At 67.6% G+C, this 14,033-nt stretch carries 14 protein-coding genes; 8 read left to right on the forward strand and 6 right to left on the reverse strand.

Features of this window, described 5'->3' with window-relative positions:
- The first annotated feature begins 202 nt into the window (after window positions 1–202).
- Window positions 203–991, forward strand: coding sequence for a helix-turn-helix transcriptional regulator (locus tag EC839_RS14125; protein ID WP_132832680.1), 789 nt, complete (start codon window positions 203–205; stop codon window positions 989–991).
- On the opposite strand, the gene EC839_RS14130 is transcribed toward EC839_RS14125, so the two are convergent.
- From EC839_RS14130 to EC839_RS14155, 6 genes are all read right to left on the reverse strand, one after another.
- On the reverse strand, window positions 988–2,193 hold the full coding sequence (locus tag EC839_RS14130; RefSeq protein ID WP_132832681.1) for a diguanylate cyclase: 1,206 nt from the start codon (window positions 2,191–2,193) through the stop codon (window positions 988–990). The two genes, EC839_RS14125 and EC839_RS14130, sit on opposite strands and share 4 nt — an antisense overlap.
- A gap of 144 nt (window positions 2,194–2,337) precedes the next feature.
- Window positions 2,338–3,438: a polyamine ABC transporter substrate-binding protein gene (locus tag EC839_RS14135; protein ID WP_132832682.1), complete on the reverse strand. Its 1,101-nt coding sequence runs from the start codon at window positions 3,436–3,438 to the stop codon at window positions 2,338–2,340.
- A gap of 23 nt (window positions 3,439–3,461) precedes the next feature.
- A complete protein-coding gene (locus EC839_RS14140; RefSeq protein WP_132832683.1) occupies window positions 3,462–4,493 on the reverse strand; it encodes a histone deacetylase family protein in 1,032 nt (343 codons plus the stop codon).
- Between the two features lie 114 nt (window positions 4,494–4,607).
- Complete coding sequence (locus EC839_RS14145; protein ID WP_132832684.1) at window positions 4,608–4,967, reverse strand: cupin domain-containing protein; 360 nt, start codon at window positions 4,965–4,967, stop codon at window positions 4,608–4,610.
- 45 nt (window positions 4,968–5,012) lie between these two features.
- Entirely contained in the window at window positions 5,013–6,014 is a 1,002-nt protein-coding gene (locus tag EC839_RS14150; protein ID WP_132832685.1) for an AraC family transcriptional regulator, read from the reverse strand.
- A 99-nt stretch (window positions 6,015–6,113) separates the two neighbouring features.
- The gene (locus tag EC839_RS14155) at window positions 6,114–7,547 is read right to left on the reverse strand and encodes an aspartate ammonia-lyase (protein ID WP_132832686.1); all 1,434 of its coding nucleotides are present in this window, start codon (window positions 7,545–7,547) and stop codon (window positions 6,114–6,116) included.
- A 154-nt stretch (window positions 7,548–7,701) separates the two neighbouring features.
- Here EC839_RS14155 and EC839_RS14160 point away from each other — a divergent pair, with 154 nt between their 5' ends.
- The 7 genes from EC839_RS14160 (at window position 7,702) to EC839_RS14190 (ending at window position 13,931) form a co-directional block, all read left to right on the forward strand.
- A complete protein-coding gene (locus tag EC839_RS14160) occupies window positions 7,702–8,607 on the forward strand; it encodes a LysR substrate-binding domain-containing protein (RefSeq protein WP_039975643.1) in 906 nt (301 codons plus the stop codon).
- 106 nt (window positions 8,608–8,713) lie between these two features.
- Window positions 8,714–9,652: a 4-hydroxyproline epimerase gene (locus EC839_RS14165; RefSeq protein WP_132832687.1), complete on the forward strand. Its 939-nt coding sequence runs from the start codon at window positions 8,714–8,716 to the stop codon at window positions 9,650–9,652.
- Window positions 9,649–10,764, forward strand: a complete 1,116-nt coding sequence (locus EC839_RS14170) for an FAD-binding oxidoreductase (protein WP_132832688.1) — start codon at window positions 9,649–9,651, stop codon at window positions 10,762–10,764. The genes EC839_RS14165 and EC839_RS14170 overlap by 4 nt, the downstream gene beginning before the upstream one ends.
- Window positions 10,758–10,994, forward strand: a complete 237-nt coding sequence (locus EC839_RS14175) for a (2Fe-2S)-binding protein (RefSeq protein WP_132832689.1) — start codon at window positions 10,758–10,760, stop codon at window positions 10,992–10,994. Before EC839_RS14170 ends, EC839_RS14175 begins: the two co-directional genes overlap by 7 nt.
- Window positions 10,991–12,226, forward strand: a complete 1,236-nt coding sequence (locus EC839_RS14180; RefSeq protein WP_132832690.1) for an FAD/NAD(P)-binding oxidoreductase — start codon at window positions 10,991–10,993, stop codon at window positions 12,224–12,226. The genes EC839_RS14175 and EC839_RS14180 overlap by 4 nt, the downstream gene beginning before the upstream one ends.
- On the forward strand, window positions 12,223–13,014 hold the full coding sequence (locus EC839_RS14185; protein WP_027598660.1) for an AraC family transcriptional regulator: 792 nt from the start codon (window positions 12,223–12,225) through the stop codon (window positions 13,012–13,014). The genes EC839_RS14180 and EC839_RS14185 overlap by 4 nt, the downstream gene beginning before the upstream one ends.
- Complete coding sequence (locus EC839_RS14190; RefSeq protein ID WP_132832691.1) at window positions 13,011–13,931, forward strand: dihydrodipicolinate synthase family protein; 921 nt, start codon at window positions 13,011–13,013, stop codon at window positions 13,929–13,931. Before EC839_RS14185 ends, EC839_RS14190 begins: the two co-directional genes overlap by 4 nt.
- The last annotated feature ends 102 nt before the right edge of the window (window positions 13,932–14,033 follow it).

Genomic DNA, 14,033 nt, shown 5'->3' on the forward strand with positions numbered 1-14,033 from the left:
TATCCCGCCGGTGCCTGCTCCCGTCGTGGGGAGACGACGGCAACAGGCTCTGGGGCGGGTCGGTCCGGGTGGAACGGGCAGTAGGTCGGACCGGGCGCCTAGATTCGGCTATCCCACCGGCGTGGACAATTCCGCGCCTCGCTTCAAAATGGCGCGACTTGATGCTAGTTTTCTGGCCGTCTGTCAAGCTCGGGCAGGATTCATGAGCGACTTTTCCGCCAATTTGCAGCTGCTCTGCCAGCGCCACCGCTCGATTGCCGCCGTCTGTCGCGCCGTCGGCATCAACCGCGCCCAGTTCAATCGCTACCTCAACGGGCAGAGCCGTCCGTCGCCCTACAACCTGCAGCGGCTGGCGGCGTTCTTTGGCCTGCCGGTGGGCGATCTGCAGCTGCCGCAGCGGCAGTTCGCGGCGCGCCTGGGGGCGCCGGTCGGCCAGGAAGCGGGGTGGGCAGGCCAGGCACTGGCCCTGTTCGGCGAGCGTCAGGAAGGCCTGGCGCGCTACCAGGGCTACTACCACGAATACTACCCGTCGCTGTCCACACCAGGCGTGGTGCTCTGCGGGCTGGTCTGGCTGTTCGCGGAAGAGGGCGTCTTCCGCTATGTGCGCTTCGAGCGTCTGCGTCGCCGGGGCGAGATCACGAGTCAGGCACGTTTTCGCTACCTGGGCCTGGCCATGAGCCTGGAAAGCCGGCTGTTCTTTACCGACTACGAATCCCTGACCGGCAACGAGCTGTCGCAGACGGTGCTGCTGCCCAGCGCGCGCAACCGCATCGATCGCCTCAACGGACTCAAACTGGGCGTCAGCGCCTCCGACCGGCGCGAGCCGGCCTGCACCCGGGTGGTCTGGGAGTACCTGGGCACCCGACCGCCACGCGGGCGGGCCTATGCCCGCATCGGCCTCTACGATTGGCAGGATCCCAGCCTGGACGACGATCTGCGCCAGCGCCTGGCCAGCGTGGCCCTGGTCGATCGAGTTTATCGCCTGGGCTAGAGGGGTTCCTCGATCGGTGGGTGGCAGCGAACGCAGTCTTCGAGGATAGCGCGGTCGCGCCCGGCCTGCTTGGCCCAGTAGAGCTGGCGATCGGCGGCTTCGATAAAGGTCTCGGCACAGTCGTGGTCCGGACGGGCACAGGCGCCGCCAATGCTCACAGTCACCCGCGGACCGGCCTGGGGCCCGAGGTGGGGGATCTCCAGGCGCCGTACGGCATCGAGCAGGCGCTGCGCCAGCTTGGCGGCATCCTCTTCGCGCGAAGGCGTGCAGAGAATGGCGAATTCCTCGCCACCGTAGCGGGCCAGGCAATCGCCGGCCCGCAATTCGTCGGCCAGGGCGCTGGCGACCTGTTGCAGGCAGCGATCGCCGGCCGGATGCCCGTAGCGGTCATTGAAGGCCTTGAAGTGATCGACGTCGATCATCAGCAGGAGCAGCGGCCGGGGCGGAGGATGGGCCAGGCCGGTGGCCAGGGCCTGCATCAGCGCCCGGCGATTGGCCACTCCGGTCAGGGGATCGGTGGCGGACTGCTGCGCCAGGAAGCGGTTGGAGGCGGTCAGCTCTTCGTTGCGCAACCGGTCGCGCAGGATCAGCAGATAGCCCTGACGGCGAGCGCGCTCCATCCAGAAGTTGTTGAGTAGGGTAAAGCTCGCGGTGGCGAACGCCAGGGTCATGACCAGCGAGGCCTCCAGGGCCGGCAGGGCGTGCATCCGGGTGGCCAGACCGATGGCCAGCAGGGCGAACAGGGTGTGTACCGCGGCCTGGCGCACGGGCGGAGCGATGCAGCTGTTGGTGAAGAGGGTCATCAACGGCATGGTCGCCAGCCAGAGGGCGCGATGGGCCACATCGGTGGCCTCGACGTCGAGCAGTGGCGGGAGATAGGCCAGCAGACAAGGCAGGATGCCCAGCCACTCGCGCGCGGGATGTTCGGCGGGTATCAACCCGAGCGCCAGCAAGACCAGCCCGCCGCCGATCACCACCAGCGCGCTGAGCAGGCTGATGAGCCAGAAGGCATCGGTCATCAGGATCCAGTCCCAGATCGAGAAGCTGGCGTAGGCGAGGATGGCCACGGTCAGGCTGATGCGCAGGTGCCGCCGGCGCGAACGGGCGATGTCGTGCTGGTAATGCCGTTCCAATACCGGTTCGAAGCGCAGGGCCCAGAAAGGCCGAGCCAGCGCTCGGGTGAGGGCGAGACTGAGGGACATGACGCCGTACCTGGCAGGTAAATCCAATGGGTCACTTCAGCACAATAAGTCCCTTAGCGCGATAGAGGGTTCCCGGACGCGGGGATGTAACCGCCGAATGGTAGCCATTGGCTACCATTCGGATGGTCGTGGAGGACTCGACCTTCAATTACCGGCCTTGATGCGACTCCAGGCGCGGGTCCGTACCCGCTCGATGGGCTGCGGCAGCGGTTGCACCACATAGAGCTTCTTGAGCATCTCCGGGGTGGGCACCAGGTCGTGGTTGTCGCGGATGGCGGCGGTCACCAGCGGCATGCCCGGCTTGTTGGCGTTGGGATAACCGAGGTAGTCGCTGATCCCGGCGATCACCTTGGGTTCGAGCAGGTAATTGATGAAGGCATGGGCCTGGTCGACGTTCTTGGCGCTGGCTGGAATGGCCCAGGTGTCGAACCAGATGGGCGCGCCCTCGCGTGGCAGGCGCCAGTCCACCACCACGCCGTTGCCGGCTTCCTTGGCGCGATTGCCGAACTGGTAGAAGCTGCCCGAATAGCCCACCGCCACGCAGATGTCGCCGTTGGCGATGTCGGTCATGTACTTGGTGGAATTGAAGTAGGCCATGTAGGGGCGAATCTTGAGCATCAGCGCCGTGGCCTTTTCGTAGTCCTTGGCGTTGGCGCTGTTGGGGTCCAGGCCCAGGTAGTGCAGGACCACCGGCAGGATGTCCGAGGGCGAGTCCAGCATGGCCACGCCGCAACTCTTGAGCTTGGCCATGTTTTCCGGCTTGAACACCAGGTCCCAGCTATCCACTGGTGCGTCGGCACCCAGCGCCGCCTTGACCTTGGCCGGATTGAAGCCGATGAGGATGGTGCCGTACATGTAGGGCACGCCGTACTGGTTGCCCGGATCGTTGACCTCCAGCAGCTTGAGCAACTCGGGATCGAGATTCCTCCAGTTGGGCAGCTTGCTCTTGTCCAGCTTCTGGAACACGCCGGCCTTGATCTGGGTTTCCAGGAACTGGTTGGAGGGAATCACCAGGTCATAGCCGGAGCGCCCGGTGAGCAGCTTGGCCTCCAGCGACTCGTTGCTGTCGAAGGTGTCCCAGGTGACGCGGATGCCGGTCTGCTTGGCGAAGTCCTTGGGCGTCTCGGGCAGGATGTAGTCGGCCCAGTTGTAGACCCGCAATTCGCCGGGATCGGCGGCCTGGACGGCGGTGGCGAGCAGGGCGCCACCGAGCAGGGCGGCGAGCGGACGCAGGAGGCTGTGCATGGTCGGATTCCTCGCGATAGGGGTCAGGCGCCGTCGAAGGCGGCCAGGACGTTCACCGTGTTGATGCCGATCTCCGCCACGGCGTAACCGCCTTCCATGACGAACAGGGTCGGCAGGCCGAGTCGCGCCAGGCGTTCGCCCAGGCGCAGGTAGTCGTCGCTCTCCAGCTTGAACTGGGAAATGGGATCGGCCTTGAAGGTATCCACGCCCAAGGAGACCAGCAGCAGGTCCGGGGCATAGTCCTGCACGCGCGCCAGCGCTAGCTCCAGGGCTGCGCTCCAGCTATCCCAGGCGCTGCCGGCGGGCAGCGGCAGATTGAGGTTGAAGCCCTCGCCCGCCCCGCTACCGGTCTCATCGGCATAGCCGAGGAAGAAGGGGAATTCGAAACCCGGATCGCCGTGCAGCGAGAGGAACAGCACATCGTCGCGCGCATAGAAGATGTCCTGGGTGCCGTTGCCGTGATGGTAGTCGACATCGAGGATGGCCACCCGCCGGGCGCCGCCGTCGAGGGCGGCCTGGGCGGCGATGGCCGCGTTGTTCAGATAGCAGTAGCCACCCATGACATCGGCGGCGGCGTGGTGGCCCGGCGGACGGCAGAGGGCGAAGGCGCTGCGTGCGCCCGCGGCAACCTCGGCACCGGCACTCAAGGCCACCTGGGCAGCGCTGTAGGCGGCCTGCCAGGTACCGGCGGTGATGGGCGCGCCGCCGTCGAAGCTGTAGTAACCCAGGCGCCCGTGCAAGCTGGTGGGCGGCAGTACCTGGCGCAGGGTGCGCGCCGGCCAGGTATAGGGCAGCAGGTCCACGGTCTCGCCGCGGGCGGCCCATTCGTCCCAGGCGCCGGCGAGAAAGTCGAGATAGGTTGTGCTGTGGATGCGTGCCAGCGGCGCCCGACCGAAGTCCCTGGGCGGCACCACCTCGCCGAGCTGCCGACGGTGACACTCGGCGAGGATGAATTCGACGCGCTGGGGCTTTTCGAAACAGGGTTGCAACTGGCCATCGATCAATTCGCAGCGGCCGTGGTGCAGGGCGTGATCGGGACTGTGATGGATGCGCATGGCGACTCCGGGCGGCGGGCTCTCTCCAGATTCTTGCCAGCCCGGCGCCCCGCGACGAGAGGCGCAGCGGCCAAAAGGGGATAGATCCGGCCAGATTGCCTCCCGCGTCGGTCATCAGCCGCCCTTGGCTTCGTAGACCACGAAGCGTTTCAGGGTCGGCTCCAGTACCTCCCAGGTGCCCTGGAAGCCGCGCGGCACGACGAAGCTGCTGCCGGGCCCGAGACGGGTGGCGTGGCCCTGGTCATCGGTGACCAGACTTACCCCTTCGAGGATCTGGCAGTACTCCTCTTCGGTATAGTTCACCCGCCATTTGCCCACCTCGCTGTGCCAATGGCCGACGGCGAAAACGCCGCTGCCATCCTCGTAGTCGAGCCAGAGGCTCTGCAGCGGATCGCCCTCCAGGCGTTTTTCCGCCGGCAGGCGGTATTGGTCGGTGGGTTGGCCGCGGTCCGCGAGCAGGTGCAGGGCTGGCATGGCAGAGCTTCTCGTTATGCAGGAACCGCCAGCATACGCCAGCCGCTAGAGCCGATAACCCCGCGGCGACTGTCCGCTCCAGCGGCGAAAGGCATGGCGGAAGCTGGCCGTCTCGCTGAAACCCATCGCCTCGGCGATGCGATAGATGGGCAGCCGCTCCTGGGCCAGCAGATCTCGCGCTCGCGCGAAGCGTAGCTCGTCCAGCAGTTGCTGATAGCCGCTGCCGCCGGCCTGCAGGTGGCGACGCAGGCTGCGCGGCGCCATGCCGAGGTGGCCGGCCAAGGCTGCGAAGGAGGGCGGGGCCGCCAGGTCGGCACCCAGCAGGGTGCGGATGCGGGCGAGCAGGGCGCGCTGACGATCCTGCTCGGGGGCGAGGCGACCGCACTGCTCCAGGGCGTCGCGGTGGGTCACCGGGTCGGCCAGTGGCAACCCGCGGTCCAGCCAGGCGGCAGGAAAGGCCAGGCCGTTGAAGCCGGCGGCGAAGGCCAGTGGGGCCGTGCCGAAGCAGTCGCCATAGCGTTCGCGATAGGAAGGTTCGGGATGCCGGAAGACCACCTGTACCAAGGGCAGGGACGTACCCAGGAGGTCGCAGCAGATCGCCAAGAGCGAGGCCACGCAGCACTCGGCGTTGCAGCGCTCCAGCTCGGGCGCGAAGGGATGGTCATCGGCCCTGAGCCAGGCCAATTCTCCGTGGCGCTCAAGGCGCAGGGTGAAATAGGCGCCCAGCAGGCTTTGGTGGGCCAGGGCCGCCTCCAGCGCCGCGCCCAGGGTCGGGGCGCTGAGCAGGGCATAGCCGAGCAGGCCATAGCCGGAGACACGCAGCCGCCAGCCCAGCAGCAGCCCTAGTTCGGGTGGCGCGACGGGCAGGGCATTGGCGATGACCCGCTGCTCCTGGGCCAGGGTGATGAGCCGATGGGGCTGTTCGAGATCGTCCAGCCGCAGGCCGCTGCCGGCCAGTAGGGGCGCCGCCCGGGCGGGCGTGTCGGCCGCCAGTTGCTGGAGAACCAGGGACACCAGGTTGAGATTGATCAGACCGGACTGACGCATGCGAAAACTCCCCGGGGCGGTGGCAGCCTTCCAAGCAAGAAGGATACCGCGCCCGCGGGGAGTTGCCGTCGGTTACCGCTCAGGTCTGGCGTACGGGACTCAGACCTTGGCTTTCAGCGGTACGAGCCGCGGGGCGATCATGTTTTCCGGGCGCAGGATGTCGTCCAGGGTCGCCTCGTCCAGCAGGTTCTCCTCGCGCACCAGCTCCAGCACGCCGCGACCGGTTTCCAGCGCCGTCCTGGCGATGCGGGTGGAGGTCTCGTAGCCCAGGTAGGGGTTGAGCGCGGTGACCAGGCCGATGGAGTGCTCCACCTGGCGGCGGCAGTGCTCGACGTTGGCGGTGATGCCGGTGATGCAGTGCTCGCGCAGCATGTCCATGGCGCGTTGCAGCAGGCGGATGGAGTCGAAAATCTTGTAGGCGATCAAGGGCTCCATGACGTTGAGCTGGAGCTGGCCACCTTCGGCCGCCAGGGTCAGTGCCAGGTCGTTGCCGATGATCTCGAAGGCCACCTGGTTGACCGCCTCGGGGATCACCGGATTGACCTTGCCCGGCATGATGGAGCTGCCTGGCTGGCGCGGCGGCAGGTTGATCTCGTTGATGCCGGTGCGCGGACCGCTGGAGAGCAGGCGCAGGTCGTTGCAGATCTTCGACAGCTTCACCGCGGTGCGCTTGAGCATGCCGGAAAACAGCACGAAGGCGCCCATGTCCGAGGTGGCCTCGATCAGGTCGGCGGCCGGGGTCAGCGGCTGGCCGCTGATTTCCGCCAGACGCTGCACGGCCAAGAGCTGGTAGCCAGGGTCGGCATTGATGCCAGTACCGATGGCGGTACCGCCCAGGTTGACCTCGGTGAGCAGCTCCGGCGCCAGGCTCTTGAGGCGCGCCAGGTCTTCGCCCAGGGTGGTGGCGAAGGCATGGAATTCCTGGCCGAGGGTCATGGGCACTGCATCCTGCAGCTGGGTACGACCCATCTTCAGCACCTCGGCGAACTCCACGCCCTTGGCGGCGAAGGCGGTGATCAGGCTGTCCAGGCTGGCGAGCAGGGCGTCATGGCCGAGCAGCAGGCCCAGGCGGATGGCGGTGGGATAGGCGTCGTTGGTCGACTGCGCCATGTTGACGTCGTTGTTCGGGTGCAGGTAGCGATACTCGCCCTTGGCATGGCCGAGCAGCTCCAGGGCCACGTTGGCGATCACCTCGTTGGCGTTCATGTTGGTCGAGGTGCCGGCCCCGCCCTGGATCATGTCCACCACGAACTGGTCGTGGAATTCGCCGCGAATGATGCGCGAGCAGGCGTCATTGATCGCCTGGTGCTTTTCCGCAGGCAGATGGCCCAGTCGGTGGTTGGCGTCGGCCGCCGCCTGCTTGACCATGGCCAGGGCCACCACCAGCTTGGGGTAGTGACCGAGGGGCACACCGGAGAGGCGGAAGTTCTGCACGGCGCGCAGGGTCTGGATGCCGTAGTAGGCATCGGCAGGGACTTCTAGGGTACCGAGGAGATCTTTTTCGAGGCGAACGGATGATGCAGAGTCGGACATGATAGCGTTGGGCTTCGATCGAGCGGCATGCGCCGCGATGCCCTAGAATCTAGGCCTGCCAGCCGATCTCGGCCAATGCCGATCCGCCAAGCCTCATGCCGGATCGGCATAATTCTGGTTGTGACCTCGCGAGATCAGATGACGTATGGGTGCCATGAACATCGAATTCAAATGGCTGGAAGACTTCGTGGCCCTGGCGGCCACCTACAGTTTTTCCCAAGCCGCCGAAAAGCGTTTCGTCACCCAACCCGCCTTCAGCCGGCGCATCCGCGCCCTGGAGGAAAGCGTCGGCCTGACGCTGGTGGACAGATCCCACACGCCGGTCAGCCTCACTGAGGCCGGGCAACTGTTCTTGGTCACGGCGCGCAGCGTGGTGGAGCAGCTGGGCGAGACGGTGCGCCACCTGCATCATCTCGAAGGCGGGCAGGGCGAGGTGCTGCAATTCGCCGCCGCTCACTCCCTGGCCCTGGGCTTCTTTCCGCAGTGGATCGCCGGCCTGCGCGGCCAAGGACTGGCGCTGGCCAGCCGCCTGGTGGCCACCAACGTCGGTGATGCCATCCATGCCCTGCGCGATGGGGCCTGCGACCTGATGCTGGCGTTCCACGATCCCGATGCCGCCCTGCAGATGGACCCGGAGCTGTTCCCTTCGCTGCACCTGGCGCATACCGCCATGCTGCCGGTCTGCGCCACCGATAGTGAAGGCCGCCCCCTGTTTCAGCTCGACGGGCAAAGCAGCGTGCCGCTGCTGGCCTACAGCGCCGGCGCCTTCCTTGGCCGCTCGGTCAATCTGCTGCTGCGCCAGCGCAAGTTGCGCGCCGTGACCCTCTATGAAACCGCCATGGCCGACAGCCTCAAGACCATGGCGCTGCAGGGCCTGGGCGTGGCCTGGGTGCCGCAGCTGTCGGTGGCCGCGGAACTGGCCCGGGGCGAACTTGCCGTCTGTGGTGACGCCGCCTGGCAGGTCGGCTTGGAGATCCGCCTCTACCGCTGTGCCCTGTTGCGCAAGCGGCTGGTACAGCAGGTCTGGCGGCATCTCGAAAAGCAGGGGCCCTCAAGCTGAAAATCTAGCTTTGATTGTGCTGATATCGGCTTTTAGCTAGCCGACGTCCTGCAAGCCTTTTGCACCTGTCTGCGCGACACTGGAGCCTCTCTCACGGAGGTCAGCCATGCAGCGCATCCGCGTCATCGACTCCCACACTGGCGGTGAGCCCACCCGCCTGGTGCTGGACGGTTTCCCCGAGCTCGGCCACGGCAGCATGGCCGAGCGCCGCAGCCGTCTGGCCGGCGAACACGACGCCTTCCGCCAGGCCTGCATGCGCGAACCGCGCGGCAACGAGGTGCTGGTTGGGGCGCTGCTCTGCGAGCCGGTATCGCCGGAGGCCAGCGCTGGCGTGGTGTTCTTCAACGAAGTCGGTTATCTGGGCATGTGCGGCCACGGCACCATCGGCCTGGTGGTCTCCCTGGCCCATCTCGGTCGCATCGGCCCCGGCGATCATCTGATCGAGACCCCGGTGGGAGACGTCACCGCTACCCTGCACGACGACGGCAGCGTCAGCGTGCGCAACGTCCCGGCCTATCGCTATCGCCACGCGGTTCAGGTAGAGATTCCTGGCCATGGCCCGGTCACCGGCGACGTCGCCTGGGGTGGCAACTGGTTCTTTCTCTGTGCCGATCACGGCCAGCGCATCGCCGCCGACAACCTCGACGGCCTGCTCACCTTCAGCCTGGCCCTGCGTGGCGCTCTGGAGGCCGCCGGCATCACCGGCGAGCAGGGCGGGCACATCGATCACATCGAACTCTTCGCCGAGGATCCGGATGGCGCCGACAGTCGCAGCTATGTGCTCTGCCCGGGCCGCGCTTATGACCGCTCGCCCTGCGGCACTGGCACCAGCGCCAAGCTGGCATGCCTCGCGGCCGACGGCGACCTGGCGCCCGGCGCCGTCTGGCAGCAGGCCAGTGTCATCGGCAGCCGCTTCGAAGCCCATTATCAGCCGGGCGACGAAGGCCGCATCCTGCCGGTGATCCGCGGCCGCGCCCATGTCATGGCCGAAGCGACCCTGCTGCTGGCCGAGGACGATCCCTTCGCCTGGGGTATTCCGGGGTGAAGAAGGTGGCGGACGTCCTCGTCGTTGGCGGCGGCATCGTCGGTGCCAGTTGCGCCGCGGCGCTGGCCGCGCGCGGCTGTCGCGTACGGGTGCTGGACGCCGGCTTGCCCGGCGCCTCGGCCGCCGGCATGGGCCACCTGGTGGTGATGGACGACGACCCCGCCGAACTGACCCTGAGCGCGCGCTCCTTAGCGCTCTGGCGCGGGCTGGTGCCCCAGCTGCCAGGCGCCGCCGACTACCGCAACTGCGGCACCCTCTGGCTGGCCCGCGATGCTGCCGAACTCGATCTCATCGAACAGAAACGCCAGCGCCTGGACGCCCAGGGGGTTGCCAACCAGCCGCTGAGCGCTGCGGCGACCGCCGTTGCGGAACCGGCATTGACCGCCCTGGCCGGCAGCCTGGAGGTGCCCGGCGACGGTCTGCTCTATGCCCCGGTGGTGGCCGCCTGGCTGCTGCAACGCTCGCCGCTGATCGAATTCCAGCGTACCCGAGTGAGCGCCGTCGAGGGCTCGCGGGTACGCCTGGACGACGGGCGCTGGCTGACCGCCGACGCCGTGGTGCTCGCTGCCGGCCTACAGGCCGCCGGTCTATGCCCGGACCTGCCGCTGGTGCCCAAGAAGGGCCATCTGCTGATCACGGACCGCTATCCCGAGCAGGTCCGCCACCAGCTGGTGGAGATCGGCTACGGCGCCAGCGCTCACGCCAGCAGCGGCGCCTCGGTGGCCTTCAACGTCCAGCCGCGGCCCACCGGCCAGTTGCTGATCGGCTCGTCGCGGCAATTCGAGCGCCCCGATATGGCTGTGGAACCTGCGGTAGTTGGCCAGCTGCTGCGCCGCGCCCTGGACTTTCTGCCCGGCCTCGCGCACACCTCGCTGATCCGCGGCTGGACCGGCCAGCGCGCCGCCAGCCCCGATGGCTTGCCGCTGATCGGCGCCCATCCCAATCAGCCCGGTCTGTGGTTGGCGGTCGGCCACGAAGGCCTGGGCGTGACCACCGCGCCAGCCACCGCCGAAGCCATTGCCAGCGGACTGTTCGGCGAGGGTTCCACGTTCCACGTGGAACCCTTCGCGCCGGCCCGTTTCGCGACTGCCCCGAGGAGCCTGGCATGCTGACCTTGTTCATCGATGGAGTGCGCCTGGAGATCCGTCCTGGCAGTCTGCTCACCGCGGCCCTGGCCAAGAGCGGCAACCCTGCCGCGCGCCGTTCGGTAACCGGTGAAGCCCGAGCGCCCTTTTGCAGCATGGGCGTTTGCCAGGAATGCCGGGTAAAGGTCGATGGCGTGCGCCGCCTGGCCTGCCAGACGCCCTGCCAGGACGGCATGCAGGTGGAGCGCCTGTCATGAGTACCGAGCATTGCGATCTGCTTATCATCGGCGCCGGCCCGGCCGGTCTCGCCGCGGCGCGTGCCGCCAGTGGTCGGGGCTTGAACCTGATGCTGCTGGACGACAATCCCTTGCCTGGCGGCCAGATCTGGCGCGCTCGGGCGGGCCAGGTCGCCGCCGAAGTCGGCAGCCTGCCGGCCGATGTCACCCTGCTCACCCAGACGCGCGTCGCCGCGGTCCTGGGATCGCACCGGTTGCTGCTGGAAGACGCCCGGAGCAGTCGTACCCTGGATTTCGACACCCTGATCCTCTGCACCGGTGCCCGCGAACTGCTGCTGCCATTCCCTGGCTGGACCCTGCCCGGGGTGACCGGCGCCGGCGGCCTGCAGGCGCTGATCAAGGGCGGCGTGGAGGTCGCTGATGAGCGCCTCGTCGTCGCCGGTACCGGTCCGCTGCTGCTGGCCAGCGCCGCCACCGCGCGCCAGGCGGGTGCCCGTGTTGCCCTGGTCGCCGAACAGGCCGGGCGCCGTGCCGTACTCGAGTTCGGTCTGCAGCTCTGGCGCTGGCCGAACAAACTACGCCAGGCGCTGACGCTGGCCACCCCGCGCTATACCCCCGGCACCTGGGTCGAGGCGGCGCTTGGTACCGAGCGTCTCGAAGCCGTGCGTCTGCGCCAGGGCGATCGTCGCTGGGAGGTCGCCTGCGACCGCCTGGCCTGTGGCTATGGTCTCGTGCCTAATGTCGAACTGGCCCAAAGTCTGGGCTGCGCGACCCTGGACGGCGCCGTGGCGGTGGACGGACACCAGCGCACCAGTCAGCCGCACATCCTGGCTGCTGGTGAATGCACCGGCATCGGCGGCAACGAACTGGCCCAGACCACCGGCCGTATCGCCGGCCTGGTCGCCAGCGACCAGCGCGATGCCGTTACCCGCGTGCAGGCCGAGGCCCGTGCCTGGCGCCGCTTCGCCACCCAGCTGGCGCGCACCTTCGCTCTGAATCCGGCCATTGCCCGGTTGGCCCAGCCGGATACCCTGGTCTGCCGCTGCGAAGACGTCGCCCTCGGCGCCCTGGTCGGCCATGCCGACTGGACCCAGGCCAAGCTGCGCAGTCGCTGTGGCATGGGCGCCTGCCAGGGCCGCATCTGCGGCCAGGCCACCCGCGTCTTGCTGGGCTGGACACCTCCGGCTCCGCGTTTTCCCCTGCAACCCACCCGTATCGACAGCCTGCTGGCCCTGACCGAGGACGAGAGATGAACGCCGCTGCCCACCTGGACGCCCTAAGCCGCGCCCGGCCCGCCGATCTGCCCGCGCTGCTCGCCAGCCTGAGCCTGGTGGCGCCGCTGCTCGACGCCATCCCCGGCGTGGTGTTCTTCGTCAAGGATCTGGAGGCGCGTTATGTGCTGGTGAACCTGACCCTGGCCCAGCGCTGTGGCTTCGAGGACGTCAGCGAGTTGCTTGGCCGGACCGCTGAGGAAGTCTTTCCCGCACCCCTGGGCGGCGCCTACGCCGAACAGGATCGCCGCGTGCTGCGCGAAGGCCTGGCGCTGGACGATCAACTGGAATTGCACCTCTACGCCGGCCGTACCCCGGGCTGGTGCCTGACCCGTAAGCTGCCGCTGCACGATGCTCAGGGCCGACTGATGGGCATGGCCGGTATCTCCCACGATCTGCAGGCGCCGGCCGCCGATCATCCGGCCCATGCCAAGGTGGCCGAGGTCGATCGTTACCTGCGCGAGCACTATGCCCAGCCGCTCTCGGTAGGCGAGCTGAGCCAGCGGGTGGGCCTGTCGGTCTCCCAGCTCGAACGCCAGTGCAAGCGCATCCTGCGCCTCACGCCCCAGCAGTTGCTGCACAAGGCCCGGCTTGATGCCGCCTCGCGTCTGCTGGCCCGCGACCTGCCCGTCACCGAAGTGGCCCTGGCCTGTGGCTATACCGACCACAGCGCCTTCAGCCGCCAGTTCCGCCGTCTCACCGGCCTGTCGCCCCGGCAATACCGCGACTCTCTCAAGCCCCGTTCCCGTCTGGAGGAAACCCCCGCATGAGCACTCCCCGCGTCAACTGGAGCGGCGTCTTTCCCGCCGTCACCACCCAATTCAACGACGACTTCTCGGTCAACCTGGAGAAGACCCACGGCGTGATCAGCAACCTGGTGCGCGATGGCGTCTCTGGCCTGGTGATGTGCGGCACTGTGGGCGAGAACACCTCCCTGACCTTGGACGAAAAGATCGCCCTAGTGGAGGTCGCCAAGGACGCCGCCGGCGGTCGCGTGCCGGTGATCTGCGGTGTGGCCGAATTCACCAGCCTCAATGCCACCCGCACCGCCCAGGCGGTGGGTCGCGCCGGCGCCGACGGCATCATGCTCATGCCGGCCCTGGTCTACTCGGCCAAGCCCCACGAGACCGCCGCCCACTTCCGCAGCGTGGCCAGCGCCCTCGACCTGCCGCTGATGGTCTACAACAACCCGCCGATCTATAAGAACGATGTCACCCCGGACATCCTCATCTCCCTGGCCGACGTCGACAACATCGTCTGCTTCAAGGATTCCTCCGGCGACACCCGTCGCTTCATCGACGTACGCAACGAAGTAGGCGACCGCTTCGTGCTCTTCGCCGGTCTCGACGACGTGGTGCTGGAAAGCATCGCCGTGGGCGCCGAGGGCTGGGTCTCGGGCATGTCCAACATCTTCCCCACCGAAGGCGAAACCATCTTCCGCCTGGCGAAGGCTGGCCGCTTCGCCGAAGCCATGCCGCTCTATGAGTGGTTCATGCCGCTGCTGCACCTAGACGCCCGCCCGGACCTGGTGCAGTGCATCAAGCTCTGCGAAGAACTCGCCGGCCGCGGCAGCGCCCTGACCCGTCCGCCGCGCCTGGCTCTGCCCGACGCGGACCGCGCCTTTGTCGAACGCCTGATGGCCAAGGCCCTGGACACCCGCCCGCAACTGCCGGACGTGGGGATCTGAGGCAGGGCTTTCTGGCGGTCTGTCGACGCGGCCCCTCCTACCGGCGCCGATGTGCCCGTAGGAGCGGCCTACGACCGCGATAAGACAGCTCTGCAGTCGAGT

This window comes from Pseudomonas sp. JUb52, assembly GCF_004341115.1.
GTDB classification, from domain to species: domain Bacteria; phylum Pseudomonadota; class Gammaproteobacteria; order Pseudomonadales; family Pseudomonadaceae; genus Chryseomonas; species Chryseomonas oryzihabitans.

Coding starts and splice junctions, on each gene's coding strand:
- EC839_RS14125 (WP_132832680.1), top strand. CDS start 203: ATGAGCGACTTTTCCGCCAATTTGCAGCTGCTCTGCCAGCGCCACCGC.
- EC839_RS14185 (WP_027598660.1), top strand. CDS start 12,223: ATGAACGCCGCTGCCCACCTGGACGCCCTAAGCCGCGCCCGGCCCGCC.
- EC839_RS14140 (WP_132832683.1), bottom strand. CDS start 4,493: ATGCGCATCCATCACAGTCCCGATCACGCCCTGCACCACGGCCGCTGC.
- EC839_RS14190 (WP_132832691.1), top strand. CDS start 13,011: ATGAGCACTCCCCGCGTCAACTGGAGCGGCGTCTTTCCCGCCGTCACC.
- EC839_RS14160 (WP_039975643.1), top strand. CDS start 7,702: ATGAACATCGAATTCAAATGGCTGGAAGACTTCGTGGCCCTGGCGGCC.
- EC839_RS14175 (WP_132832689.1), top strand. CDS start 10,758: ATGCTGACCTTGTTCATCGATGGAGTGCGCCTGGAGATCCGTCCTGGC.
- EC839_RS14155 (WP_132832686.1), bottom strand. CDS start 7,547: ATGTCCGACTCTGCATCATCCGTTCGCCTCGAAAAAGATCTCCTCGGT.
- EC839_RS14130 (WP_132832681.1), bottom strand. CDS start 2,193: ATGTCCCTCAGTCTCGCCCTCACCCGAGCGCTGGCTCGGCCTTTCTGG.
- EC839_RS14135 (WP_132832682.1), bottom strand. CDS start 3,438: ATGCACAGCCTCCTGCGTCCGCTCGCCGCCCTGCTCGGTGGCGCCCTG.
- EC839_RS14145 (WP_132832684.1), bottom strand. CDS start 4,967: ATGCCAGCCCTGCACCTGCTCGCGGACCGCGGCCAACCCACCGACCAA.
- EC839_RS14165 (WP_132832687.1), top strand. CDS start 8,714: ATGCAGCGCATCCGCGTCATCGACTCCCACACTGGCGGTGAGCCCACC.
- EC839_RS14150 (WP_132832685.1), bottom strand. CDS start 6,014: ATGCGTCAGTCCGGTCTGATCAATCTCAACCTGGTGTCCCTGGTTCTC.
- EC839_RS14180 (WP_132832690.1), top strand. CDS start 10,991: ATGAGTACCGAGCATTGCGATCTGCTTATCATCGGCGCCGGCCCGGCC.